The organism is Luteimonas sp. RC10, assembly GCF_014192745.1.
Lineage (GTDB): Bacteria > Pseudomonadota > Gammaproteobacteria > Xanthomonadales > Xanthomonadaceae > Luteimonas.
In genome coordinates this window covers 439,903-460,875 of sequence record NZ_JACHYJ010000002.1, presented here as the reverse complement: position 1 = coordinate 460,875, position 20,973 = coordinate 439,903, and the positions used below count along the sequence as shown (strand labels likewise).

Sequence of the window (20,973 nt, the reverse complement as noted above, 5' to 3'; positions counted from 1 at the left end):
GAGTTCGCCAAGTGATATCGATGAGATATCATTCTGTCAAGCGGCGATCACGCGCGCCTGCCCGGCGCCGCGGCACGATGCCGATGCCCTTCCAGCCCTGGAGTCTCGATGCACCGCCCTCGCCATTTCTCGATGCTGCGCGACTTCCATCTGGCCGACTGGTTCACGCTGGCCAACGCCTTCTGCGGCACCGGCGCGGTGTTCGCGGCGATGCGGTTCCTCCAGGACGGCGGTGTGCGCGATCTGCTGATCGGGATGGCACTGATCCCGCTGGCGTTCGTGTTCGACGCGCTCGACGGCCGCATCGCGCGCTGGCGCAAGGTCGCCTCCACGCTGGGACGCGAGCTCGACTCGCTGGCCGACGTGATCTCGTTCGGCCTGGCGCCAGCGGCGTTGGCCTACGCCTGTGGCATGCAGGGCGGTTGGGACTGGATCGTGCTCAGCTTCTTCGTCGGCTGTGGCGTCAGCCGGCTGGCCCGCTACAACGTCACCGCTGAGACCTTGGCCGATGGCGGCGACAAGGTGAAGTTCTTCGAGGGCACGCCGATCCCCAGCAGCCTGCTGCTGGTCGTGGTGCTCGCGATCGCGGCAGCGCAGGGCCGGATCGGCGATGCGCTGTGGCTGGGCGAGGTGCGGCTCGGGCCGTGGTCGCTGCACCCGCTGGTGCTGATGTTCGCGCTGTCGGGGTCGCTGATGATCAGCAAGACGCTGCGTATCCCCAAGCCCTAAGGCAGGGCGCAAGGCGACTGGGAATGCGTCGTGTGATTGCGCCGGGCGCGACGCGGCTGTTGCTATGATCGGGCCATCGCGGCGGGAGCGAACGATGGCAAACGATGCGTGGGGCCCGGCCGAGCCGGGCGAGGAACTCGAGCAGCTCGCACGCCGCTACTGGGATGCCTGGCAGTCGGCATTGCAGCGCACGATGCCCGGCGCTGCGCCGGGTGGGTTTGCCGGCTTCTCCAGCGGCGCGGCCGCCCGGCCGTCCGAGCCCTGGCGGGCGATGTTCGAGGCCTGGGTGCCGCCGTCGCCCAGCGGTAACGCCGGCGTCGAGGACGTGTTGCGGCGCTTCAACCGGCAGGCCGGCGACTGGTGGACGCGCATGCAGGGCGTGGCCGAGGGGTTCGCCGGCCAGCGCCCGTCGCCCGAGACCGTCGCGCGGGCCTGGCGCGAGGCGCTGGGTGGCGATATGGCCAATCCGTTCGCACAGATGTTCGGTGGACTGGGCGGCACCGGCATCGAGGGCTGGGATGGCTGGCTGCGGTCGTTGCAGCCCGTGGTCGATGCGTTGCGCGGCGATGGGGGCGCTGTCGGACCCTGGGCCGCGTTCGGGCCGTCGCGCGAGCACCAGGTGCGCTGGCAGGCGCTGCTCGATGCGTTCGCCGAGTATCCCAAGACGCAGCAGGCCTACCAGGGACTGTTGTTGCAGGCCTCGCAGGCCGCATTCGCACGTTTCGAGCGCCGGCTGTCGGAGCTCGATGCCGAGGCCGTGACGATCGAGTCGCCGCGGGCCTTGTTCGACCTGTGGGTCGAGGCCGCTGAAGAGGCCTATGCCGAGGTCGCGTTGTCGCCGGGCTTCCGCAGCGCGTATGCGCAGATGGTCGCCGGGCAGATGCGCCTGCGCCAGGCGGTGCAGCGCGAGGTCGAGCAGGCCTGCCGGCTGCTCGACCTGCCCACGCGCAGCGAACTCGACGGTGCGCATCGCAAGATCGTCGATCTGGAGCGGACCGTGCGCCGGTTGCGCGATCGTCTGGAGGAGGTCGACTCGGCGCCCGCTGCGCCAGAGCCGCCGCGCAAGACGCGCGCGGTCCGGACCGCATCGCCGCGTCGCACTGCGCGACCGGTGCGCAACGCGGCCGTGTCGGACACACCCGCACCGGCGACCACGTCCAGCCAGGCGCCGGCCAAGCCCGCACGGCCAAGGCGCGCGCCCAAGAAGGTAGCCGCCAAGACCGCACCCCGGCAGACGGCGCGCAAGACCGGGGCGGCGCAGCGTTCGAGCGCGCAGCGTGCACCCGCCAAGCGTGCGGCGACGGCCAAGACCTGGCCGGCGGCGATCCCGCAGGCGCCCGCACCGCTGACATCCGCCAAGCCGCGGACCCGGAAGCGCTGAGATGGCAGGACCGGTGCGGATCACGCCCGAAGGCATCGCCGAGGAGGCACTCAAGGTCCAGCGCAAGCTTCTGGCGGGCCTGACGACGCTGCGCGAAGTCGGCGACGTGGACTATGGCGCCACGCCCCGGGAAGAGGTCTGGCGCGACGGCAAGGTCGTGCTGTATCGCTTCGTCGGCGCGCAGGCAGCGACCTCGCGCACGCCGCTGCTGGTCGCCTATGCGCTGGTCAACCGACCCTACATGATCGATCTGCAGGCCGACCGCTCGATCGTCGCCGGGCTGTTGGCGCGCGGGCAGGATGTCTACGTGCTGGACTGGGGCTATGCCGATCGTTCCGACCGGTTCCTCACGCTGGAGGACTACATCGAGCGCTTCCTGGGTGGTGCGGTGGATCATCTGCGCCGTCGCTTCGGCCTGCCCGCGATCAACCTGCTGGGCATCTGCCAAGGCGGGACATTCGCACTCAGCTATGCGGCGCTCCATCCCGAGCGCGTGCGCAACCTGATCACGATGGTCACGCCGGTGGATTTCCACACCGACGACAACATGCTCGCGCACTGGGCGCGGGATCTGGATGTCGATCTGTTCGTCGAGACGCTGGGCAACGTGCCGGCCGACATGATGAATGCCTGCTACCTGATGATGAAGCCGTGGCGGCTGCTCGTGCACAAGTACGTGGGGCTGGTCGACATCCTCGACGATCCGAAGGCGGTCGAGGACTTCCTGCGCATGGAAAAGTGGATCTTCGATTCGCCCGATCAGGCCGGCGAGGCCTTCCGCCAGTTCGTGCGCCAGTTCTACCAGGACAACGGCTTCGTCGCCGGCAGCGTCGTGATCGGCGAGCGCGCGGTGGACCTGGCGCAGGTGACGATGCCGGTGCTCAACATCTACGCCGAGCAGGACCACATGGTGCCGCCTGACGCATCGCGCGCGCTGCGGGGGCTGGTCGGCACCGGGGACTACGCCGAGCTTTCGTTCCGCGGCGGGCATATCGGCATCTACGTGTCCGGACGGGCGCAGGTGCAGGTGCCTGCGGCCATCTGCGACTGGCTTGCGCAGCGCGACTGAGCGCGCCGTCGTCCGCTGTCTTTTCCGTTCGCCAGGAGCCGATCGATGTCCACGCCCGCCCCGAGCTTGAGCCGTTCCCGCAGCGACCGCGTCCTGGCCGGCGTGTTGGGCGGCGTCGCACGCCGGTTCGACTGGAATGCCACACTGGTGCGCGCGCTCTATGTCGTGGTGTCGGTGCTCTCCGCAGCGTTTCCCGGCGTGCTGGTCTACCTGCTGCTGTGGCTGCTGATGCCCGAAGGCGAGACCTGAGGCGATGTTGCGCTGGCGACGCCTGCCGGCTCCGTTGCGCGCACTGTTGCTGGCCTTGGGCGCGATCTGGACGCTGCCCAACACCGCCATCGGCCTGCTCGGCGGGCTGGCCGGCCTGCCGTTCGGCGCACGGGCCCATTGGCGTGATGGCAACTGCGCACTGGTGTTCGATTGCTGGCCCTGGGGGCCGGGCGGGGCGATCACGTTCGGCAACACGATCCTGCATACCGGCGATTCGCTCGACCGCACCTGCAATACCTATGCGCATCGCGCCGCGCTGTGCGTGCAGGCGCCGATCCGCCTGGGCGATCACGAGCGCGCCCACGTTTTTCAGTACATGGTGCTCGGTCCGCTGTTCTTGCCGTTGTATCTGCTGTGCGGGGGGATCAGCGTGCGCAACCGCTTCGAACGCGCGGCCGACCGCTATGCGCTGACTGGACACGGTTGGTGGCCCTGGCCGACGCCGTGATCCGGTAGCCGCCGGTCAGCGTCCGAGCTGCACGCAGGTCTCGCCTGCCGGTACACCACTGGGCGCGAAGCGCCGCTCAGCGAACAGGATGTCGTCGGTGCTCGCCAGGACCACGGTGCTGCTGCGCGTGCCATACATCGCATCCTCGATGAACGGCGGCGACAGGCGCCGTTCCAGCGCAAGGCCGACGCCGGTGTCGGGCAATTGCGCATCGTCGGCAGGACGCACGTCGTGCAGGCCGGCGAACAGTGGCTCCAGAGCGCCTGGAGCGCCAGGCGATGCCGCCAGCCAGTCTTGCAAAGTGCGTGTGGCCGCGTTGCTCTTGGGCCAGGGCGCGTCGAATGCGCCATTGGACATCGCGTGCAATCCCGGAGCGACCTCGGCAACCGCGAAGCGGGGATGGTTGCTGGCGAACCACAGCGCGTCGCCGTCCCACAGCAGCAGGTTGAAGCGCCCGTAGCCCGCGGCGTCGTCGGCCAGCGCATCGGCGAAGCGCTCGGCCGAGGTGTCGCCGCGGACGAAGTCGCGCACCAGCCAGCCACGCGACAACGGCGCGGTCTCCGGCGCCACGCCCGCGCGGACATTGGTCACTGCTGCCAGCCGGCGGCGGGACGAGACCTGCAACCAACTGCCGCCCGATTGCAGGTCGCGGCCGCCGAACACGTCCGGCGCCTCGGGATCGACACCGGCCGCTGCGGTCGGCCGCGTATGCGCCTCGTCGCGATTGGCGATCAGCGCCAGCGGCAGGTCGGGACGGGTGTTCCAGGCGACGGCGATCAGGCACATGCGCCGATGCTAGTCGAATGCGGCGCCGTGCCGCGCGTTCCGGGCTCGGTTTACCGCGGATGTGACGCCAGGACGGCGTCCAGGCCGACTGGGATGCGGCCTGCTGGTACCGGAGGCGGGACTCGAACCCGCACGCTTTTAAAGGCGGTGGATTTTGAGTCCACTGCGTCTACCATTCCGCCACTCCGGCGCGGACGGCGAGTATAGCGGATCGTCCGGCAGGGAAGCGGGCGCCTGCGTTCGCGAAATCCGAACATCCCCTCTGGCATGCTCCGCGGGCCGGCGCGTGCCGGTGGCAGCAGGAGACGGGCATGGTGGGCAGTCGACGTGGACGCGAGCGCGGGGACCGCTGGGGTCGAGGGCTCGTGGCGGTGCCGGTCGGCATGCTGCTCCTGGCGCTGGCCGCGTGCGCGAGCCCGTCCGGGCGGCAGGTGGGCGCCGCCGAGCCCGTTGGCGAACGGGTGCTCGATCCTGCGGTGTTGCGGGTACCGTCTCAGCCGTCCGGGCAACTGCGTCTGGCGCAGGGCGTGTTCCGTGTGCACTTGAGCAACATCCGCTGCGTGCGTGCGCCCTGTCCCAACGGCTACATGGTGTCCGACGTCGAGGGGCAGCCGGCGGCGTTGCGACCCGATGTGCCCCAACCGGTCTCGCGGCTGCCGCAGCAGGTGCGCTTCGATGCGGCCTCCGGCGGGCCGATCGAGGACGGATTGGTCGACCGGGCGCACCAGGGCGACGGCATCGTCGTGCAGGGCCGGGCCTGGCTCGACGACGGCGGCCAGATCCTGCGCGTGGAGGTCGAGCGCCTGCTCGATTAGCGGTGTCTGCCGTCGCGGCGCACTGATCTGCGTGCGCCGCTAGTCGGCCGGGTCGAACGCGTCGGTCTGCATGATCGTCTCGCGGCGCAGGTACCAGTCCCCGTCCTGCGGGTCGAACAACGCGCAGCGCAGGATCGGCGCTTGATAGATGTGCAGTGAAACCGCGACCACCGCGGGGTCGGCGTTGCGGATGATGTGGTACTCGTGCGGCGGGATCAGACTGCCGGCGCTGCCGGTCTGCGCCTGCACGGTGCTCGCCGGCCGGAAGCGGTAGCGCGCGCCATCCCGCCCGAGGCATTCGTACTGCACGATCTCGAGCGTGCCGTGCCATACACCTTCCACGCACCACAGTTCGTCGTGATCGTGCAGCGGCGTGCCCTGGCCCGGGGCCCAGGTCATCGCGACGATGCTGTAGCCATGCTGCGGACTGCGGTAGAGCTCGCGGCGTGCGTAGTGGCCGTCGACCGGCGCGTGCACGCAGGGCGGCAGACGCACCGCAGGATCGCGGATCAAGGCTTGCATCGTCTCGCGCAGTGCAGCGGTGACAGCGTGTGCGTCATCGTGGACGAGCGCGGCATCGACTGCGGCGATCAGCCGGTCACGGCCGGGATATCGGATGTCGGGCAGTGGTGTGGTCTCGGGCATGCGACCCAGTCTAGCCGCTGCGATCGGTGCGCCGTGTCGCGACGTGGCACTCAGGTCGCAAGTGCATCGAGGAAGCCGCGCAGCGCCGGACCGAAGCGGGCGATGTCGACCAGGAACGCATCGTGGCCCTGCGGCGACTCGAGCGGCAGGAACTGTGCATCGACACCGCCGGCGCGCAGGCCATCGGCGATCTGGCGCTGTTGCTGCAGCGGGAACAGGATGTCGGTATGCACGCCGATGCTCAGCGCGCGCTCGACCCGTAGCGCGGCCAGGCCGGCATCGGTATCGCCGCCGCAGTGATCGCCGATGTCGAACCAGTCCATCGACCGGCTCAGGTAGAGATAGCAGTTGGGATCGAAGCGGCGCACGAAGCGGCGCGCATGGCCTTCGAGATAGCTTTCGACCTCGAACTCCAGACCGAACGGGTCCTCGTCGTCGCGGCGGTCCGACTCCAGGCGAACGCGCCCGAAGCGGCCGTCCCATTCGAGGGCCGAGCGATAGGTGATGACACCGAGCTTGCGCGCCATGCGCATGCCGCTCTCGGGGTAGGCCGCATCGCTGTAGTCGCCGCCGTTCCACATCGGGTCGAGCCGGATCGCCTCGCGCTGCAACGAGCGGATCGCGATCGAGAACGGCAGCGCGCGCGCCGCGCCGCAGATGTTGACGTGCGTGCGCGCCAGGCCCGGGTGGCGCGCCAGCAGCGACAGCGCGGTCATGCCGCCCATCGAGTTGCCGATCACGCAGGCCAGCTGCGCGATGCCCAACGCCCGCACGACGTGCGCGGCGGCGTCGGCGACATCCTCGATCGACAGGTCCGGGAACGCCAGACGGTAGGGCGCGCCGGTGGCCGGATCGGCCGAGGCCGGGCCGGTGGAGCCCTTGCAACTGCCGAGCGAATTGACGCAGACCACGAACCAGCGGTCGGTGTCGATCGGACGGCCGGGACCCACCATCGCCTCCCACCAGCCGGGCGATGGGTCATCGCCATGCGCGGCGGCATGGGCGTCGGGCGACAGGCCGGTGACGATGAGGATCGCGTTGCCGGCGGCCGGATCGAGCCGGCCCCAGGTCTCGTAGGCGACGCGTGCGCCGTGCAGTGTGCCGCCGCGCTTCATCGCGAACGGCGAGGGCAGGGCGACGAAGCGGCTGCGCGGCGGGATGAATTCGGTCATCGGATCTGACGCCCGGAGGCGCGATGGCGGGCCGGTGGCGCGTGGCGTTGCATGATCGCGGTTCGCCCGGCGAAAAGCCATCGCCGGGCGCCCCTTCACCGCTAGGGGCGGGGGGCCTCGATCACCAGCTCGATCGTGTCCGCGCTGGGCAGGCTCACGCGCACCGGTGCCGATTCCAGGTCGTCGGGGCTGCGGTCGGCGATGCCGCGGGCCGCGATCCGGGCGACGACTTCGACCTCGTCCAAGGCCGACAACGGCTGGGTCGGCATCGGGCTGTCGTCGTCATCGAGCACGATGTCGAGCGGCAACGCGGACAGGCGGTGGCGCTGCGCGGCCACCGGCATCGGCGGGCCACCGGGCTGGCGGGCCATCACGAACACACTGGCCTCGGGCGGCAGTCGCGCGGCCAATGCCGCGGCGTCGCCCGCGATACGCACGCGCACGTGCAATGCGCGCGCCGGGCTCGCAGTGGCTGTCTCGGTAGCCGGGGCCACGGCTGCGGGCATGCCCGCAGCCTCGCGCGCGGCGGCGATCTGCTCGCGCAAAGTGGCGGCGGTCTCGCCGTCGAGTTGGGCCAGCAGCGGCTCCCAGGTCGCGACTGCAGCGGCGTCGTCGCCGGCCTGGCGCTGGGCGATGCCCAGGAACCAGCGCGCGTGCTGCTGCTCGGGGTTGCGCGCGAGCACCGTGCGCAGGATCTCGACGGCGGTATCGTCGAAGCGGCGCTGCGGATGCGCCTCGGCGCGGGCCCGGGCGTATTCGACCTGCAGCGTGTCGTCGTCGGGCAGCAGCTTGGCCGCACGCTCGATCGCATCGCGCGCCTTGCCCGGCTCCTGCATCGCCGCATAGCTGCGGCCCAGCAGCAGCCAGCCCTCGGGCTGGCGCGGGTCACGTTCCAGGTCGGCCTGCAGGCGGGTGATCGCCTCTTCCAGCGAACCGGGCGCGCGCAGCGACTGCGGATCGAGCGCGGCGGGGGTGCCGACGATGGTGTACAGGCCGCCGACCAGCACCGGCACCAGCACGGCCACCGCCAGCGCCACGCGCGGCGCACCGGTGCGCAGGACATGGACCAGCATGGCGACGGTCGCCAGCGTGATGCAGATCGCGATCGCAACGAAAACGGCCATTACCACTCCTGGGGTTCATCGATCGGCGGCAACGGCTCGCGACGACGCGCGGCCACGATCCGCCAGATCACCACGCCACCGGCGCCGAGCACGAGCAACGGGCCGAACCACAGCAGCCAGGTCGCCGGCCCGACACGCGGGCGATAGAGCACGAACTCCCCGTAGCGCGCGACCAGATGCTCGCGGATCTGCGCATCGCTCTGCCCGCGGCGCATCAGCGTGAGCACTTCACGGCGCAGGTCATGGGCGATCTGCGCATTGGAATCGGCCAGCGACTGGTTCTGGCACATCACGCAGCGCAATTCGAGGATCAGACTGCGGAAGCGCTTTTCTTCGGCGGCGTTTTCGAACGTCAGTGGCGCCGGATCGACGGCCGCCTGCGCGCGGGCCGCGGGCGGCCAGGCCAGGCACAGGGCCAGTGCGAGCAAGAGCGCACGGATCATGGCGCCTCCAGCCGTTCGACCTGCGGCAGCAACTGCGTGCGCAGCACCTCGGGGGTCATCGGGCCGACGTACTTCCAGACGATGGTGCCGTCGCCGTCGACCAGGAAGGTCTCCGGTGCGCCGTAGATGCCCCAGTCGATCGCCGCGTGGCCCTCGTAGTCCACCAGCACCAGCCAGTACGGATTGCCGAACTGCTCGAGCCAGCGCAGCGCATCGCTGTGCTCGTCCTTCCAGTTGTAGCCGATCACGCGCACGCGCTTGGTCTTGGCGAACTCGCTGATCACCGCATGTTCCTCGCGGCAGCCCGGACACCAACTGCCCCAGACATTGAGCAGGTAGGGTTCGCCGCGCAGCTCGGCCGCGGTCACCATCCGGCCCGGCTCATGCAGCGCCGGCAGGCGGAAGTCGGGCGCGGGCTTGCCGATCAGCGGCGAGGGCAGGGCGTCGCGATTGGGATTGCGGCTCAGCCAGACGCCCGCGGCGAGCAGCACGGCGATTGCCGCGAAGACCGCCAGCGGCAACCAGCGGCCGCGGGAGCGACGGGTCGGGGACGTGCTCATGCGGACGGCTCCCTGCGCGGCGACGGCGGGCGGCGGAAACGGCGATCACCGGCGACAATGAACGCCCCCAGCGCCATCAGGAACGCGCCGGCCCAGATCCAGCGCACGAACGGCTTGACGTGCACACGCAGCGCCCAGGCGCCGCCGCCGAGCGGCTCGCCGAGCGCGACATAGACGTCGCGGGTCACCCCCGCCTGGATCGCGCTCTCGGTCATCACCTGGCCGCCGCTGACGTAGGCACGTTTCTCGGGGTGCAACGTGGCGACCAGGCGGTCGTCGCGCAGCATGCGCACGGTGCCGCGGTCGGAAATGTAGTTCGGTCCCTCGTGGTGCTCGACGCCGTCGAGCACGAACGCATCGCGGCCCATCTCCAGCGTCTGACCGGGTGCCAATGCGACTTCGCGCTGGACATTGAGCGCCTCGACCAGCAATGCGCCGACCAGGAACACCGCGATGCCCAGGTGGCCGAGCAGCATGCCGGTCATCTCGGGCGTAAAGCGCTTGGAGCCGGTGCGCAGCCGCACCCAGACGAAGCGCAGCGTGCCGGCGGCGACCCACACCGCACCCGCGATGCCCATCGCGACCTTCCACGGGCCTTGCGGGGCCACATAGAAACCGATCGCGCCGAGCACCAGCGCCAGCACCGCCCAGGGCGCAAGCATGCGCAGCGGGCGGCTGGCCGCGTCGTTCTGCCACCGTGTCAGCGGGCCGAACGGCAGCAGCAGGACCAGTGGCGCCATCAGCACCAGGAACAGCAGCGAGAAGTACGGCGGACCGACCGAGATCTTGCCCAGGTCCAGCGCGTCGGCCAGCAGCGGATACAGCGTGCCCAGCAGCACCATCGCGCAGGCCGCCACCAGCAGCAGATTGTTGGCCAGCAGCAGGGTTTCGCGCGAGGTCGCGGTGAACGGCTTGCCGCCGCGGCCATCGGGTGCGCGCAGCGCATAGAGCAGCAGTGAGCCGCCGACGACGACCCCCAGGAACACCAGGATGAACAGGCCGCGTGCCGGGTCGGCCGCGAAGCTGTGCACGCTGGTCAGCACACCCGAGCGCACCAGGAATGCGCCCAGCAGCGACAGCGAGAATGCGGCGATCGCCAGCAGCAGCGTCCAGCCGTGGAAGCTGCCGCGCTTCTCGGTCACCGCCTGCGAATGGATCAGCGCCGCGCCGGCCAACCACGGCATGAAACTGGCGTTCTCGACCGGATCCCAGAACCACCAGCCGCCCCAGCCCAGTTCCGCATACGCCCACCACGAGCCGAGCGCGATGCCGATGGTCAGAAACGCCCAGGCCACGTTGGTCCACGGCCGCGTCCAGCGCAGCCAGCGCGCATCGATGCGACCGTCGAGCAGCGCGGCGATCGCGAATGCGAACGGCACCATGAAGCCCGAATAGCCGATGTAGAGCATCGGCGGGTGCACGATCATGCCCGGGTCCTGCAGCAGCGGGTTGAGATCGCGGCCGTCGAGCGGCATCGGCAGGATGCGGTCGAAGGGATTGCTGGTGAAGATCAGAAACGCCAGGAAGCCGAAGCAGATCGCGCCCATGATCCCGAGCACACGGGCCAGCACCACATCGGGCACGTCGCGCGAGCCCCAGGCCACCGCGCCGTTCCAGCACGCCAGCAGAAAGCCCCACAGCAGCAGCGAGCCTTCATGGCCGCCCCACACCGCGGTGATCCGGTAGACCATCGGCAGCAGCAGGTTGGAGTTGTCGGTCACGTAGCGCACCGAGAAGTCCTGCACCATGAAGGCGACGGTGAGCAGCACCCAGGCGGCGAGCAGCAGGATCGCCTGCGCGTAAGCGGCCGGTCGCGCGGTCGCCATCCACGGCGCGATGCCGCGCCGCGCGCCGAGCAGCGGCAGCACGGTCTGCAGCAGCGAGGCGACCAGCGCCAGCAGCAGGGTGATCTGACCGAGTTCAGGCAGCATCGGTGCGCTCCGGGCGCGGCCCGCAGACCATCGCCGTCATTGCGCGGCCTCGGCCGGCGTCGCGACCCCGTGCTTGTCGTGGGCCAGGCCCATCTTGTCGGCGACCTCCTTGGGCACGTAGGTCTCGTCGTGCTTGGCCAGCACCTGTTCGGCGACGAATACGCCGTCGGCCATGCGCCCGGTCGCGACGACGGCCTGGTTCTCGCGGAACAGGTCGGGGAGGATGCCGGTGTAGCTGACCGGCAGCTCGGCATCGCCATCGGTGACGCGGAAGTGCGCTTCCATCGAGCCGGTGGCGCGCGAGAACGATCCATCGGCGACCATGCCGCCGAGGCGGAAGCGCGCTTGGCCCGAGGCGACCGCGGGGCCGGCGGTGCCGGCCAGCACCTCGGCCGGGGTATAGAGATACGAGACGTTGCGCTGCAACGCGAAGGCGATCAGCGTGGCCGACAGCGCGCCGGCGGCGGCGAGCGCGACGACGAAGCCCAGGCGGCGTTTGCGGACGGGGTTCATCGGGTCAGCTCCGTATCGGGGGCGGGGACGACGGCGGCCTGGCGGCGCGCCTCGAGGGTGCGGACCGCACGCAGCGTCTGCGCGATGCGGATGCGCGGGGCGACGAAGTCCCACACCAGCACGGCCGCGAACACCGCGTAGGCGGCGACGACGTATTCCAGATAGCTCATGCGTGTTCTCCCGGTGCGCCGGCCATCCGCCGCACCCAGTCCTTGCCCGCTTCGCGGCGCAGGTTGTCGGCGCGCGCGCGCGCCAGCAGCGACCCGACGAACCAGAACTTGGTCGCCACGATCATCCACAGCAATGGGCCGATCATGCTCGCGTCCATGCTCGACTGGCCGAACACGCGGATCGTCTGGCCCTGGTGCAGCGAGTCCCACCACACCACCGAGTAGCGGATGATCGGCAGCAGCGCGACGCCGACGATCGCCAGCAGCGATGCCGCGCGTGCGGCCGTGCGGCGGTCCTCGATCGACTGGTACAGGCCGATCACCCCGAGGTACAGGAACAGCAGGATCAACTGCGTGGTCAGGCGCGGATCCCAGTCCCACCAGGTGCCCCACATCGGCTTGCCCCAGATCGAGCCGGTCACCAGCGTGATCACGGTGAAGGCCGCCCCGATCGGCGCGCAGGCCATCGCCAGGATCTCGCACAGCTTGATCCGCCAGATCAGCGCGATCGCGCCGTAGAGCGCCATCAGCGCGAATACCGCCAGGCTCATCCAGGCGCTGGGCACATGGATGTAGAGGATCCGGAAGCTGTCGCCCTGCTGGTAGTCGGCCGGGACCTGGAACAGCGCGCCGTACAGGCCGACGGCCATCGTCAGCAGCGCCAGGCCATAGGCCCATGGCGCCCAGCGCCGCGCGAAGCGGTCGAAGGTCGGTGGCGAGCCGAGCTGATGGAACCAGAGGACGATGGGATTCATGCGTGCGGGCGTGCTGGCGTGAACGGGCTGGCGGGAGCGTGCGGCGCGGCACCGGGCCGCGGGCGGAACGGTGATGCATCGGTGGCGGTCATTGGCTGCATGACCTCAGGTCAGCGCGATGCGGATGGCGGCGGCGGCGGCGACGGGCGCCAACACCACGGCGGCGACGAGCCCGGCGCCGAGCAGCAGCAGGCCGCCGGTCGGATCGTGGCCCTGGGCCGAGATCGCCACGCTGCCGGCGCCGAACACCAGCACCGGGACGTACAGCGGCAGCGCGAGCAGCGCCAACAGGATACCGGAACGGCGCATGCCGATGGTCAGCGCGGCGACGACCGCACCGAGCAGGCTCAGCAGCGGTGTGCCCAGCGCGAGTCCCGCCAGCAGCACCGGCAGCTGCGCGCGAGGCAGCCCCAGCAGTTCGGCCAGCAGCGGCGCGGCCAGCAGCAACGGCAAGGTCGTGGTCGCCCAATGCGACACCGTGCGCACCAGCACCAGCCAGGCCAGCGGGACCGGGGCGAGCATCCACTGCTCGAGCGAGCCGTCGTCGGCATCGCCGCGGAACAGCGTGTCGAGCGCCAGCAGTCCCGACAGCAGCGCCGCGACCCACAGCACGCCCGGCGCGACCCGGGCCAGCATCGCCGCGTCGCTGCCCAGCGCCAGCGCGAACAACACGATGACGATCAGCGCGAACAGCGCCGGCTGGAACGCGTCGCCGCGCCGGCGCCACAGCAGTCGCAGATCGCGTGCGATCAGCGCCCGGGCGCTGCCGGCGAGGGTGGGCAGCGGCGCACTCATGCCGCTGGATCCAGGCACAGCTCGCGGGTGCGCACCGGCGGCGCGGCATAGGCGCCATGGGTGGTGACCAGCGCCGCGCCGCCGTCGTCGAGCTGGGCGCGGACCATGCGGTTGACCAGCTCGATGCCCTGCAGGTCGAGATTGGCGTAGGGCTCGTCGAGCAGCCACAGCGGGGCGGGCGACATCCACAGCCGCGCCAGCGACAGGCGCTTCTTCTGCCCGGCCGACATCTGCCGCACCAGCAGATGCGCGTGCGCGGCCAAGCCGACGACAGCGAGCGCACGCTCGGTCGTCTGGCTCGTCCGGCAGCCCTGCAGGCGCGCCAGGAACGCGAGGTTCTCGACCGCGTCCAGGTCGGCCTTCAGCCCGGGCAGATGGCCCAGATAGGCCATGGTGCCGGCGCGCATCGCGCGGGCGATCGGGCGGCCGGCGACTTCGACCGTGCCGTCGTCGGCCTCGAGCAATCCGGCCAGCACGCGCAGCAACGTGGTCTTGCCAACGCCGTTGCCGCCGCGCACCAGCAGCGCCTCGCCGGCCTGCACCGCGAAGTCCAGCGGCCCGAAGACCGGACGCTCGTCACGCGAGAAGCGCAGGCCGCGGGTGGCGAGCAGGGGCGGAACGGCAGCGGGCATCGGGCAGGCGGTCGGCGGGCAGAAGGGCCGCGTCGGACGTGCATTCTAGGGACTGCCGACGCCCCCGGCATTGCGCTGGGTCAATGCCGCCCCCGACGCGCACCCCAAAACCCGGGTCAGAGTGCAATTTTCTGGTGAAATTGCACGCTGACCCCGGTTTTGGGGCAGATGGCCCGTACACTCGGTGCCCTTTCACGATGGACGCAGGCCAGATGATCCGGACCAAGCTGCCCAAGGTCGGCACCACGATCTTCACCGTGATGTCGCAGTTGGCGGCCGAGCACGGCGCGGTCAATCTCGGACAGGGCTTTCCGGACTTCGAGGTGCCCCAGCGTCTGGTCGACGCGCTCGCCGAGGCGATGCGTGCCGGCCACAACCAGTACGCGCCGATGACCGGTATCCCGGCGCTGCGCCAGGCGATCGCCGAGAAGACCGCGCGCGTCTACGGCCATTCCCCCGATCCCGAGACCGAGGTCACCGTGACCAGCGGTGCGACCGAGGCGCTGTTCAATGCGATCCACGCGGTCGTGCGCGCCGGGGAAGAGGTGATCGTGCTCGACCCGGCCTACGACAGCTACGAGCCGGCGATCGAGCTGGCGGGCGCGGTCGCGGTGCACGTGCCGCTCGATCCGGCCACCTTCGCACCCGACTGGCAGCGCGTGCGCGAGGCGACCACGCCGCGCACCCGCCTGCTGATCGTCAACAGTCCGCACAACCCCTCGGGCGCGATGTTCACGGCCGACGACATGCAGGCAATCGCCGACATCGTCGCCGAGACCGGCATCTACCTGCTGTCGGACGAGGTCTACGAGCACATCGTCTTCGATGGCGCGCGCCATGAGTCGGCGCTGCGCTATCCGGCGCTGCGCGAGCGTGCATTCGTGGTCTCGAGCTTCGGCAAGACCTATCACTGCACCGGCTGGAAGCTCGGCTACTGCATCGCGCCGCCGGCGCTGAGCGCGGAGTTCCGCAAGGTCCACCAGTACAACGTGTTCTGCACGTTCGCGCCGGCCCAGCACGCGTTTGCGGCGATGCTGCGCGAGGAACCCGAGCACTACGAGCAACTGGGTGCGTTTTATCAGGCCAAGCGCGACGCCTTCGCCGCGCAGTTGGCGACGACCCGCCTGCGGCCGCTGCCGGTGCCCGGCGGCTACTTCCAGCTCGTCGACTACTCGGCGGTCAGCGACCTCGACGATGCGGCGTTCTGCCGCTGGCTGACGACCGACAAGGGCGTGGCCGCGATCCCGCTCTCGCCGTTCTACGCCCGGCCCCCGCAGGGCCAGCGGCTGGCACGGCTGTGCTTTGCCAAGAATCCGGCCACGCTCGACGCGGCGATTGCGCGGTTGCGCACCCTGTAGCCGGTCTTCGACCCCGCGGGCCCGGGCCGCCGCGCGGGGGCTGCGACGATCGGTCGCAACCGGGCCTTCAGCGCCCAGCGCCTAGAATCATGGGGCCTGGCGCTCACGCGGCGCTGTGGTTGTCCTTCCCGAATCCTCAAACGTCCCCGTGCGATCGTTGCTGCCCCCTGTTCTTTGTCTCGCGCTCGCGCTGTCGGCCTGTGCGTCGCCGCCTGCCGGCCCGTTCCACGGCACCGACCTGTCGGGCGTGTCGTACGGGCGCAGTCTGGATCTGCAGGACACCGACGGCCACCCGCGTGGCCTGGGCGATTTCCGCGGCGACTACGTCCTGCTGTCGTTCGGCTATACCCATTGTCCCGAGGTCTGCCCGACCAGCCTGCTCAAGGCCACTCAGGTGCGCCGCGCGTTGGGCGAGGACGGTCAACGGCTGCGGATCGTGTTCGTCACCGTCGATCCCGAGCGCGACACCGGCGCGGTGCTCGAGGAATACGTGCGTGCATTCGGCGACGGCATCGTCGCCTTGCGCGGCGATGCGATGCAGACGCGGCTGGCGGCGCAGACGTTCCGCGTGACTTACCGGCAGGTGCCCACCCGGTCGTCGTATGCGATGGACCACACGATGGTGAACTACGTGATCGGGCCCGACGGCCGCCTGCAATTGGCCTTCCAGTACGATCAGCCGGTCGCACAGATGGTCGACGACCTTCGGGTCCTGATGACGCGCGAGCGCGGCACCCACTGACCTTGCGGTCGGATTTCTCCGACTTGCGGCCACCGCGACGCAACGCTTAGCCTCGTTCTGGGGAATACAACGGGACAACAAGGATGAAGATTCGTGTGTTCATGGTCGACGACCATGCATTGGTACGCACTGGCATGCGCATGATCCTCGACGGCCAGGACGATATCGAGGTCGTCGGTGAGGCCCAGAGTGGCGAGGAGGCGCTGCCGCAGATTCGCAAGCTGCAGCCCGACATCGTGCTGTGCGACCTGCACCTGCCCGGGGTCAGTGGCCTGGAGGTCACCGAGCGCATCGTGCGTGGTGGCTCACCGACACGGGTGATCGTGGTGTCGATCCTCGAGGACGGCCCGATGCCGCGGCGGCTGATCGAAGCCGGCGCCTCGGGCTATGTGGGCAAGGGCGGCGATGCCGGCGAACTGGTGCGTGCGGTGCGCGATGTCGCGCGTGGCAAGCGTTACCTCGCCAGCACCATCGCGCAGAATCTGGCGCTGGCCGGCGTCGACGGCGATGGAACGCCGTTCGATGCGCTGTCGAGCCGCGAACTCGAGGTCGCGATGCTACTGCTGCACGGGTTGCGGCAGGAAGACATCGCCAAACGCCTGAGTCTGAGTGCGAAGACCGTCAATACCCACAAATCGCGGTTGTTCGAGAAGTTGCAGATCCAGGATGCGATCGCGTTGGCGCGCTTGGCGAGCCAGTACGGCATCGCGCCACCCGACATGGCGGTGTAGGCGCGCCGCGCCCACCGATACCTGCGCGCACGCGCACAGGCGGCTGCCGCAACGCGGAGTGCACCGCGGCTCGGTCGCCTGGTGCGGCGAGGCAGGGCCGTTGCGCTGTTCTCTCAGTCCTGCGGTCGTGCGGCATCTGCGGCCAAGCATCATGACTGGCGATCGAGTGCGCGGGCATCGCGGAGCCCCAGCCCCAGGCGCAAGACCAAAAAAAGCCCCGGACATGCCGGGGCTTTTTCGTGTGGCTCAGGCCTCGCGGCTCGGACGTGGGTCTGGCTGCGCGTCCTGCTTGGCCTCGGCGTCGGTCGCCGACGGCGCCCCCGTCGGGGCTGCGGACCCGGGCGCGTCAGTGCGCTCGGCGTCGGCCTCGGGCTGCGCCTCTGGCTCGGCCGCATCCCCCGATTCTGCCTGGGACGGCGCCGCCACGTCACTACCGACCGGCGCCGTGTCCGCTGCCGGATTTGCGTCCGTGGCCTGCGGCGCTGCGTCGGTCGCCTCGGGCCGCTCGACCTCGGCGGCCTTGGCCTCGACCGCTTCGACCTGCTCGACCGCGTCGGTCGCCGGGTCGACGGGCGTCGGCGCATCGAACAGGCCCGGGGCCGTGTCGCGGCTGCTGGTGTCCGCCGTCGGTCGCTCGACCGGTGAGGCGGGGACGGCAGCATCGGCATCGGCCTGGGCGGTCTCGACCGCGGACGGGATCGACAGCATTGCGGCGGGGTCGACCGGGTCGGCGTCCTGTGCCGGACCGGCCGTGTCGGCCATGCCCGCATCGACGGCCGTCTGCGGAGCTTCGGTCGTCGACAGGGGCGGCGCGGTCGGCGGGGCCGATGCGGGTGCCGGCGATGACGATTCGGACGCGATGTCGACAGGCGCCGGCGCCGCGACCTCGGCGCCGGTCGCGACCACGGCCGCGGCGGCTGCCGGGACCGGAGCCGGCGCTGCGACGGGCGTGGGCGCAGGTGCCGACGTCGGCGCCTGGACCGGAGCCGCCGGCAGGTCGTCGAAATCGAACTCGGGCTGGGCGCGGTCGGACGGGACGATCCCGTGGTCGTCCGCGGCCTCGTCATCGTCCTGCTGCGACTCGTCGCCCGCGACGCTGCCGTCGCCAGCCTTGCCACGGCGACGACGGCGGCCGCCGCGACGACCGCGACGGCGACGGCCATTGCCGGCCTCGTCATCGTCGCTCGCGGCCGGTACCTCGTCGGTCTGGTCGTCGTCGGTCGGATCGGCAGCGACCACCGCCGGGGCGACCGGGGTCGACGCGGCGTCCGCTGCCAAGGCGGAGACGTGCCGATCGGCCTCGGCTGCGGCCGAGGCCTCGGGCTTCGGCGACGCGGCCGGTGCCGGGGCGGCCGACGGTGCCGTGGCGACCTCCGTGCGTGCGGGGGCCGTGGCCTGGGCCGCCGGCGTCGACACTGCCGCGACGGCCGGAAGCGTCATCGAATCGACGGCCTCGTCCTCGTCTCTCGGCGGACGCGGGGCACGCGGCGGCTTCTGCTTCTGGCGACGCTCCTGGGGGCGCTTGTCCTGGGCGGACGGCTGCTCACGGCGCGCTTCGCGCTGCGGCGCGGCCGCCTGCTCCTCGCGAGCGGGTGCCGGGGCGCCTGTCTGCGCCCCCTGAGCACCCTGGCCACCCGAACGCGACCCTCGGCGGTCGCGGCGCTGACCATTGCGGCCGTTACCGCGTCCTTCGCCGCGCGGCTGACCGTCGCGGGCCTGGCCCTGGCCGTCGGGACGCGGTGCGCGGGTGTCCTGGCGCGCGGGCTGCGGCGCAGCCGGTGCGGGCGCGGCGAACAGCGTCTTGAGCCAGCCGACGAAACCGCCGGACGAGGCGGGGGCCGGCGCAGGCGCGGGTGCGGCCACGGGCGCGGGCGCCGGGGCGGGGGCTGGCTCGGGCTTGGGTTCGCGGACCGGCGCAGGCTGGGCCGGGCGGACATTGGTCACGGCCGGCGGCGGCACGTTGAGGTTGCTCTTGCTCAGCGCGATGGTCGCCACGCGACGCGGCGTGCCGCGCTGGTAGCTCGGTCGGCTGGTCTCTTCGCCGAGCTCGTTCTCGCGAATGCGCGAGACCTCGTAATGCGGCGTGTGCAGTTGCTCGTCGGCGACGATGATGATCGGGGCGCCGTGGCGCTTCTCGATCTCGGCCAGCGCGCTGCGCTTCTCGTTGAGCAGGTAGTTGGCGATCTCCACCGGCGCCTGCACCAGCACCTGCCCGGTGTTGTCCTTCATTGCGTGCTCTTCGGCGACGCGGATGATCGACAGCGACAGCGATTCGATGCTGCGCATGCGGCCGTGGCCTTCGCAGCGCGGGCACACGATCTGGCTGGACTCGCCCAGGCTCGCGCGCAGACGCTGGCGGCTCATCTCCAGCAGCCCGAACTTGGAGATCCGGTTCTGCTGCACGCGCGCGCGGTCGTACTTGAGCGCGTTCTGCAGCCGGTTCTCGACGTCGCGCTGGTGCTTGTTGGACGACATGTCGATGAAGTCGATCACCACCAGACCGCCCAGGTCGCGCAGGCGCAGCTGGCGGGCCACTTCGTCGGCCGCCTCCAGGTTGGTGTTGAACGCGGTCTCCTCGATGTCGCCGCCCTTGGTGGCGCGCGCCGAGTTGACGTCGATCGCGGTCAGCGCCTCGGTCTGGTCGATGACCAGTGCACCGCCCGAGGGCAGGCGCACGGTGCGCTCGTAGGCGCTCTCGATCTGCGACTCGATCTGGTAGCGGTTGAACAGCGGCACGTCATCGGTGTAGTGCTTGAGCTTGCGCAGGTTGTGCGGCATCACCTGCTCGACGAAGTCGCGCGCCTCGGCGTACATCTCGGGCGTGTCGACCAGGATCTCGGCGATATCGGCGCGCATGTAGTCGCGCAGCGCCCGGGTGATCAGGCGCGACTCCTGGTAGATCAGGAACGGCGAGGGCTTGCTGAGTGCGGCCTCGGCGATCGCCCGCCAGATGCTCAGCAGGTAGTCCAGGTCCCACTGCAGTTCTTCGGCGTCGCGGCCGACGCCGGCGGTGCGGATGATCACGCCCATGTCGTCGGGGATGTTCAGCGCGTCCATCGCCTTCTTCAGCTCGGCGCGGTCCTCGCCCTCGATCCGGCGCGAGACGCCGCCGGCGGTCGGCGAGTTGGGCATCAGCACCATGTAGCGGCCGGCCAGCGAGATGAAGGTGGTCAGCGCGGCGCCCTTGTTGCCGCGTTCTTCCTTGTCGACCTGGACGACGACCTCCTGGCCCTCGCGCAGCAGTTCCTTGATCGAGCCCTTGTTGGGGTCGACGCCGGCCTGGAAATAGTCGCGCGAGACCTCCTTGAGCGGCAGAAAGCCGTGACGGGCGGCGCCGTACTCGACGAATGCGGCCTCAAGCGAGGGTTCGATCCGGGTGATCCGGCCCTTGTAGATGTTGGACTTCTTCTGTTCCCGCGACGGCTGTTCGATATCGATGTCGTACAGGGACTGGCCGTCGACGATGGCGACGCGCAGTTCTTCTGCCTGCGTCGCATTGATGAGCATGCGCTTCATGAATTGCGTTCCTCAACGCGCTCTCGCGCGCGGAACGTCGGGGCGTTTCGCCTGGATGAAGCCTGAAGCCGCCGCGCACGCGCAGCGACGAACCGGATTTTCCAGCGCTACGACACCACGGCGGGCCGCGGGAGCGCTCGTTGTTGTCTGGGTGTTGCGGGCCGCTGGCCGCTCGCGACCGGTCTTGGACCGGGACGGGCGCCGCGCGGGACGTGTTCAGCGCCGATGCCAGGCATCGGGCGATAAGCAGCGTTGCCGTCCAGCCGCTAACATGGCCGCCCCTGGGGCGGTGGCCGCGCACTGTCCGGAGACCTTCGGAAGGTGGGCTTTTGGCCCGTGATCTTCCAGGGAAATCAGCACCTTATATCGCGGGCCGAGTGTAGCAGAT

Annotated in this window: 22 protein-coding genes and 1 tRNA gene; 9 read left to right on the top strand and 14 right to left on the bottom strand. The window is 70.3% G+C overall.

The window, feature by feature from the left end; genetic code table 11:
• Positions 1 to 108: 108 nt before the first annotated feature.
• The 5 genes from FHW73_RS05885 (at position 109) to FHW73_RS05865 (ending at position 3,897) form a co-directional block, all read left to right on the top strand.
• Positions 109 to 729 carry a CDP-alcohol phosphatidyltransferase family protein gene (locus FHW73_RS05885; RefSeq protein ID WP_183425775.1) on the top strand — a complete coding sequence of 207 codons (621 nt, stop codon included), beginning with the start codon at positions 109 to 111 and terminating at the stop codon, positions 727 to 729.
• 94 nt (positions 730 to 823) lie between these two features.
• Positions 824 to 2,110, top strand: coding sequence for a poly(R)-hydroxyalkanoic acid synthase subunit PhaE (locus tag FHW73_RS05880; protein ID WP_183425774.1), 1,287 nt, complete (start codon positions 824 to 826; stop codon positions 2,108 to 2,110).
• A 1-nt stretch (position 2,111) separates the two neighbouring features.
• Positions 2,112 to 3,179, top strand: coding sequence for a class III poly(R)-hydroxyalkanoic acid synthase subunit PhaC (phaC, locus tag FHW73_RS05875; RefSeq protein ID WP_183425773.1), 1,068 nt, complete (start codon positions 2,112 to 2,114; stop codon positions 3,177 to 3,179).
• Positions 3,180 to 3,224: 45 nt separating this feature from the next.
• Positions 3,225 to 3,428: a PspC domain-containing protein gene (locus FHW73_RS05870; RefSeq protein ID WP_183425772.1), complete on the top strand. Its 204-nt coding sequence runs from the start codon at positions 3,225 to 3,227 to the stop codon at positions 3,426 to 3,428.
• Positions 3,429 to 3,432: 4 nt separating this feature from the next.
• Entirely contained in the window at positions 3,433 to 3,897 is a 465-nt protein-coding gene (locus FHW73_RS05865) for a hypothetical protein (RefSeq protein ID WP_183425771.1), read from the top strand.
• Positions 3,898 to 3,912: 15 nt separating this feature from the next.
• Here the strand turns inward: FHW73_RS05865 and FHW73_RS05860 are convergent, their stop codons facing one another.
• On the bottom strand, positions 3,913 to 4,683 hold the full coding sequence (locus tag FHW73_RS05860) for an NRDE family protein (protein ID WP_183425770.1): 771 nt from the start codon (positions 4,681 to 4,683) through the stop codon (positions 3,913 to 3,915).
• 104 nt (positions 4,684 to 4,787) lie between these two features.
• A tRNA-Leu gene (locus FHW73_RS05855) sits at positions 4,788 to 4,873 on the bottom strand.
• 121 nt (positions 4,874 to 4,994) lie between these two features.
• Here FHW73_RS05855 and FHW73_RS05850 point away from each other — a divergent pair.
• On the top strand, positions 4,995 to 5,498 hold the full coding sequence (locus FHW73_RS05850) for a hypothetical protein (protein ID WP_183425769.1): 504 nt from the start codon (positions 4,995 to 4,997) through the stop codon (positions 5,496 to 5,498).
• Positions 5,499 to 5,537: 39 nt separating this feature from the next.
• Here FHW73_RS05850 and FHW73_RS05845 read toward each other — a convergent pair whose 3' ends face one another.
• The 11 genes from FHW73_RS05845 to ccmA form a co-directional block, all read right to left on the bottom strand.
• On the bottom strand, positions 5,538 to 6,143 hold the full coding sequence (locus tag FHW73_RS05845) for a cysteine dioxygenase family protein (protein WP_183425768.1): 606 nt from the start codon (positions 6,141 to 6,143) through the stop codon (positions 5,538 to 5,540).
• Between the two features lie 50 nt (positions 6,144 to 6,193).
• A complete protein-coding gene (locus tag FHW73_RS05840; protein ID WP_183425767.1) occupies positions 6,194 to 7,315 on the bottom strand; it encodes a homoserine O-acetyltransferase in 1,122 nt (373 codons plus the stop codon).
• A gap of 101 nt (positions 7,316 to 7,416) precedes the next feature.
• The gene (locus FHW73_RS05835) at positions 7,417 to 8,439 is read right to left on the bottom strand and encodes a tetratricopeptide repeat protein (protein ID WP_183425766.1); all 1,023 of its coding nucleotides are present in this window, start codon (positions 8,437 to 8,439) and stop codon (positions 7,417 to 7,419) included.
• Positions 8,439 to 8,882 (bottom strand): cytochrome c-type biogenesis protein, encoded by a 444-nt coding sequence (locus tag FHW73_RS05830; protein WP_183425765.1) that lies wholly within the window; start codon positions 8,880 to 8,882, stop codon positions 8,439 to 8,441. The genes FHW73_RS05835 and FHW73_RS05830 overlap by 1 nt, the downstream gene beginning before the upstream one ends.
• The gene (locus FHW73_RS05825) at positions 8,879 to 9,442 is read right to left on the bottom strand and encodes a DsbE family thiol:disulfide interchange protein (RefSeq protein WP_183425764.1); all 564 of its coding nucleotides are present in this window, start codon (positions 9,440 to 9,442) and stop codon (positions 8,879 to 8,881) included. Before FHW73_RS05825 ends, FHW73_RS05830 begins: the two co-directional genes overlap by 4 nt.
• The gene (locus tag FHW73_RS05820; protein ID WP_183425763.1) at positions 9,439 to 11,373 is read right to left on the bottom strand and encodes a heme lyase CcmF/NrfE family subunit; all 1,935 of its coding nucleotides are present in this window, start codon (positions 11,371 to 11,373) and stop codon (positions 9,439 to 9,441) included. The genes FHW73_RS05825 and FHW73_RS05820 overlap by 4 nt, the downstream gene beginning before the upstream one ends.
• A gap of 36 nt (positions 11,374 to 11,409) precedes the next feature.
• Entirely contained in the window at positions 11,410 to 11,886 is a 477-nt protein-coding gene (gene ccmE / locus FHW73_RS05815; protein ID WP_183425762.1) for a cytochrome c maturation protein CcmE, read from the bottom strand.
• A complete protein-coding gene (gene ccmD / locus FHW73_RS05810) occupies positions 11,883 to 12,056 on the bottom strand; it encodes a heme exporter protein CcmD (RefSeq protein WP_183425761.1) in 174 nt (57 codons plus the stop codon). Before ccmD ends, ccmE begins: the two co-directional genes overlap by 4 nt.
• The gene (locus FHW73_RS05805) at positions 12,053 to 12,811 is read right to left on the bottom strand and encodes a heme ABC transporter permease (protein WP_183425760.1); all 759 of its coding nucleotides are present in this window, start codon (positions 12,809 to 12,811) and stop codon (positions 12,053 to 12,055) included. Before FHW73_RS05805 ends, ccmD begins: the two co-directional genes overlap by 4 nt.
• A gap of 105 nt (positions 12,812 to 12,916) precedes the next feature.
• Positions 12,917 to 13,606, bottom strand: a complete 690-nt coding sequence (gene ccmB / locus FHW73_RS05800; protein ID WP_183425759.1) for a heme exporter protein CcmB — start codon at positions 13,604 to 13,606, stop codon at positions 12,917 to 12,919.
• Complete coding sequence (gene ccmA, locus FHW73_RS05795; RefSeq protein WP_183425758.1) at positions 13,603 to 14,238, bottom strand: heme ABC exporter ATP-binding protein CcmA; 636 nt, start codon at positions 14,236 to 14,238, stop codon at positions 13,603 to 13,605. The genes ccmB and ccmA overlap by 4 nt, the downstream gene beginning before the upstream one ends.
• A 212-nt stretch (positions 14,239 to 14,450) precedes the next feature.
• Here ccmA and FHW73_RS05790 point away from each other — a divergent pair, with 212 nt between their 5' ends.
• From FHW73_RS05790 to FHW73_RS05780, 3 genes are all read left to right on the top strand, one after another.
• Positions 14,451 to 15,596, top strand: a complete 1,146-nt coding sequence (locus FHW73_RS05790) for a pyridoxal phosphate-dependent aminotransferase (protein ID WP_183425757.1) — start codon at positions 14,451 to 14,453, stop codon at positions 15,594 to 15,596.
• Between the two features lie 157 nt (positions 15,597 to 15,753).
• Entirely contained in the window at positions 15,754 to 16,338 is a 585-nt protein-coding gene (locus FHW73_RS05785; RefSeq protein ID WP_221187431.1) for an SCO family protein, read from the top strand.
• Positions 16,339 to 16,421: 83 nt separating this feature from the next.
• The gene (locus FHW73_RS05780; protein WP_183425755.1) at positions 16,422 to 17,069 is read left to right on the top strand and encodes a response regulator; all 648 of its coding nucleotides are present in this window, start codon (positions 16,422 to 16,424) and stop codon (positions 17,067 to 17,069) included.
• Between the two features lie 246 nt (positions 17,070 to 17,315).
• Here the strand turns inward: FHW73_RS05780 and FHW73_RS05775 are convergent, their stop codons facing one another.
• Positions 17,316 to 20,585: an Rne/Rng family ribonuclease gene (locus FHW73_RS05775; protein ID WP_183425754.1), complete on the bottom strand. Its 3,270-nt coding sequence runs from the start codon at positions 20,583 to 20,585 to the stop codon at positions 17,316 to 17,318.
• Positions 20,586 to 20,973 lie beyond the last annotated feature (388 nt).

Excerpts from the sequence above, each read along its gene's own strand:
- FHW73_RS05825 (WP_183425764.1), bottom strand. The coding sequence starts at position 9,442 with ATGAGCACGTCCCCGACCCGTCGCTCCCGCGGCCGCTGGTTGCCGCTG.
- FHW73_RS05790 (WP_183425757.1), top strand. The coding sequence starts at position 14,451 with ATGATCCGGACCAAGCTGCCCAAGGTCGGCACCACGATCTTCACCGTG.
- FHW73_RS05845 (WP_183425768.1), bottom strand. The coding sequence starts at position 6,143 with ATGCCCGAGACCACACCACTGCCCGACATCCGATATCCCGGCCGTGAC.
- ccmE (WP_183425762.1), bottom strand. The coding sequence starts at position 11,886 with ATGAACCCCGTCCGCAAACGCCGCCTGGGCTTCGTCGTCGCGCTCGCC.
- FHW73_RS05850 (WP_183425769.1), top strand. The coding sequence starts at position 4,995 with ATGGTGGGCAGTCGACGTGGACGCGAGCGCGGGGACCGCTGGGGTCGA.
- FHW73_RS05840 (WP_183425767.1), bottom strand. The coding sequence starts at position 7,315 with ATGACCGAATTCATCCCGCCGCGCAGCCGCTTCGTCGCCCTGCCCTCG.
- ccmB (WP_183425759.1), bottom strand. The coding sequence starts at position 13,606 with ATGAGTGCGCCGCTGCCCACCCTCGCCGGCAGCGCCCGGGCGCTGATC.
- FHW73_RS05780 (WP_183425755.1), top strand. The coding sequence starts at position 16,422 with ATGAAGATTCGTGTGTTCATGGTCGACGACCATGCATTGGTACGCACT.
- FHW73_RS05775 (WP_183425754.1), bottom strand. The coding sequence starts at position 20,585 with ATGAAGCGCATGCTCATCAATGCGACGCAGGCAGAAGAACTGCGCGTC.
- FHW73_RS05870 (WP_183425772.1), top strand. The coding sequence starts at position 3,225 with ATGTCCACGCCCGCCCCGAGCTTGAGCCGTTCCCGCAGCGACCGCGTC.
- FHW73_RS05885 (WP_183425775.1), top strand. The coding sequence starts at position 109 with ATGCACCGCCCTCGCCATTTCTCGATGCTGCGCGACTTCCATCTGGCC.
- FHW73_RS05820 (WP_183425763.1), bottom strand. The coding sequence starts at position 11,373 with ATGCTGCCTGAACTCGGTCAGATCACCCTGCTGCTGGCGCTGGTCGCC.
- ccmD (WP_183425761.1), bottom strand. The coding sequence starts at position 12,056 with ATGAGCTATCTGGAATACGTCGTCGCCGCCTACGCGGTGTTCGCGGCC.
- FHW73_RS05860 (WP_183425770.1), bottom strand. The coding sequence starts at position 4,683 with ATGTGCCTGATCGCCGTCGCCTGGAACACCCGTCCCGACCTGCCGCTG.
- FHW73_RS05865 (WP_183425771.1), top strand. The coding sequence starts at position 3,433 with ATGTTGCGCTGGCGACGCCTGCCGGCTCCGTTGCGCGCACTGTTGCTG.
- FHW73_RS05880 (WP_183425774.1), top strand. The coding sequence starts at position 824 with ATGGCAAACGATGCGTGGGGCCCGGCCGAGCCGGGCGAGGAACTCGAG.
- ccmA (WP_183425758.1), bottom strand. The coding sequence starts at position 14,238 with ATGCCCGCTGCCGTTCCGCCCCTGCTCGCCACCCGCGGCCTGCGCTTC.
- FHW73_RS05805 (WP_183425760.1), bottom strand. The coding sequence starts at position 12,811 with ATGAATCCCATCGTCCTCTGGTTCCATCAGCTCGGCTCGCCACCGACC.
- FHW73_RS05835 (WP_183425766.1), bottom strand. The coding sequence starts at position 8,439 with ATGGCCGTTTTCGTTGCGATCGCGATCTGCATCACGCTGGCGACCGTC.
- FHW73_RS05830 (WP_183425765.1), bottom strand. The coding sequence starts at position 8,882 with ATGATCCGTGCGCTCTTGCTCGCACTGGCCCTGTGCCTGGCCTGGCCG.
- phaC (WP_183425773.1), top strand. The coding sequence starts at position 2,112 with ATGGCAGGACCGGTGCGGATCACGCCCGAAGGCATCGCCGAGGAGGCA.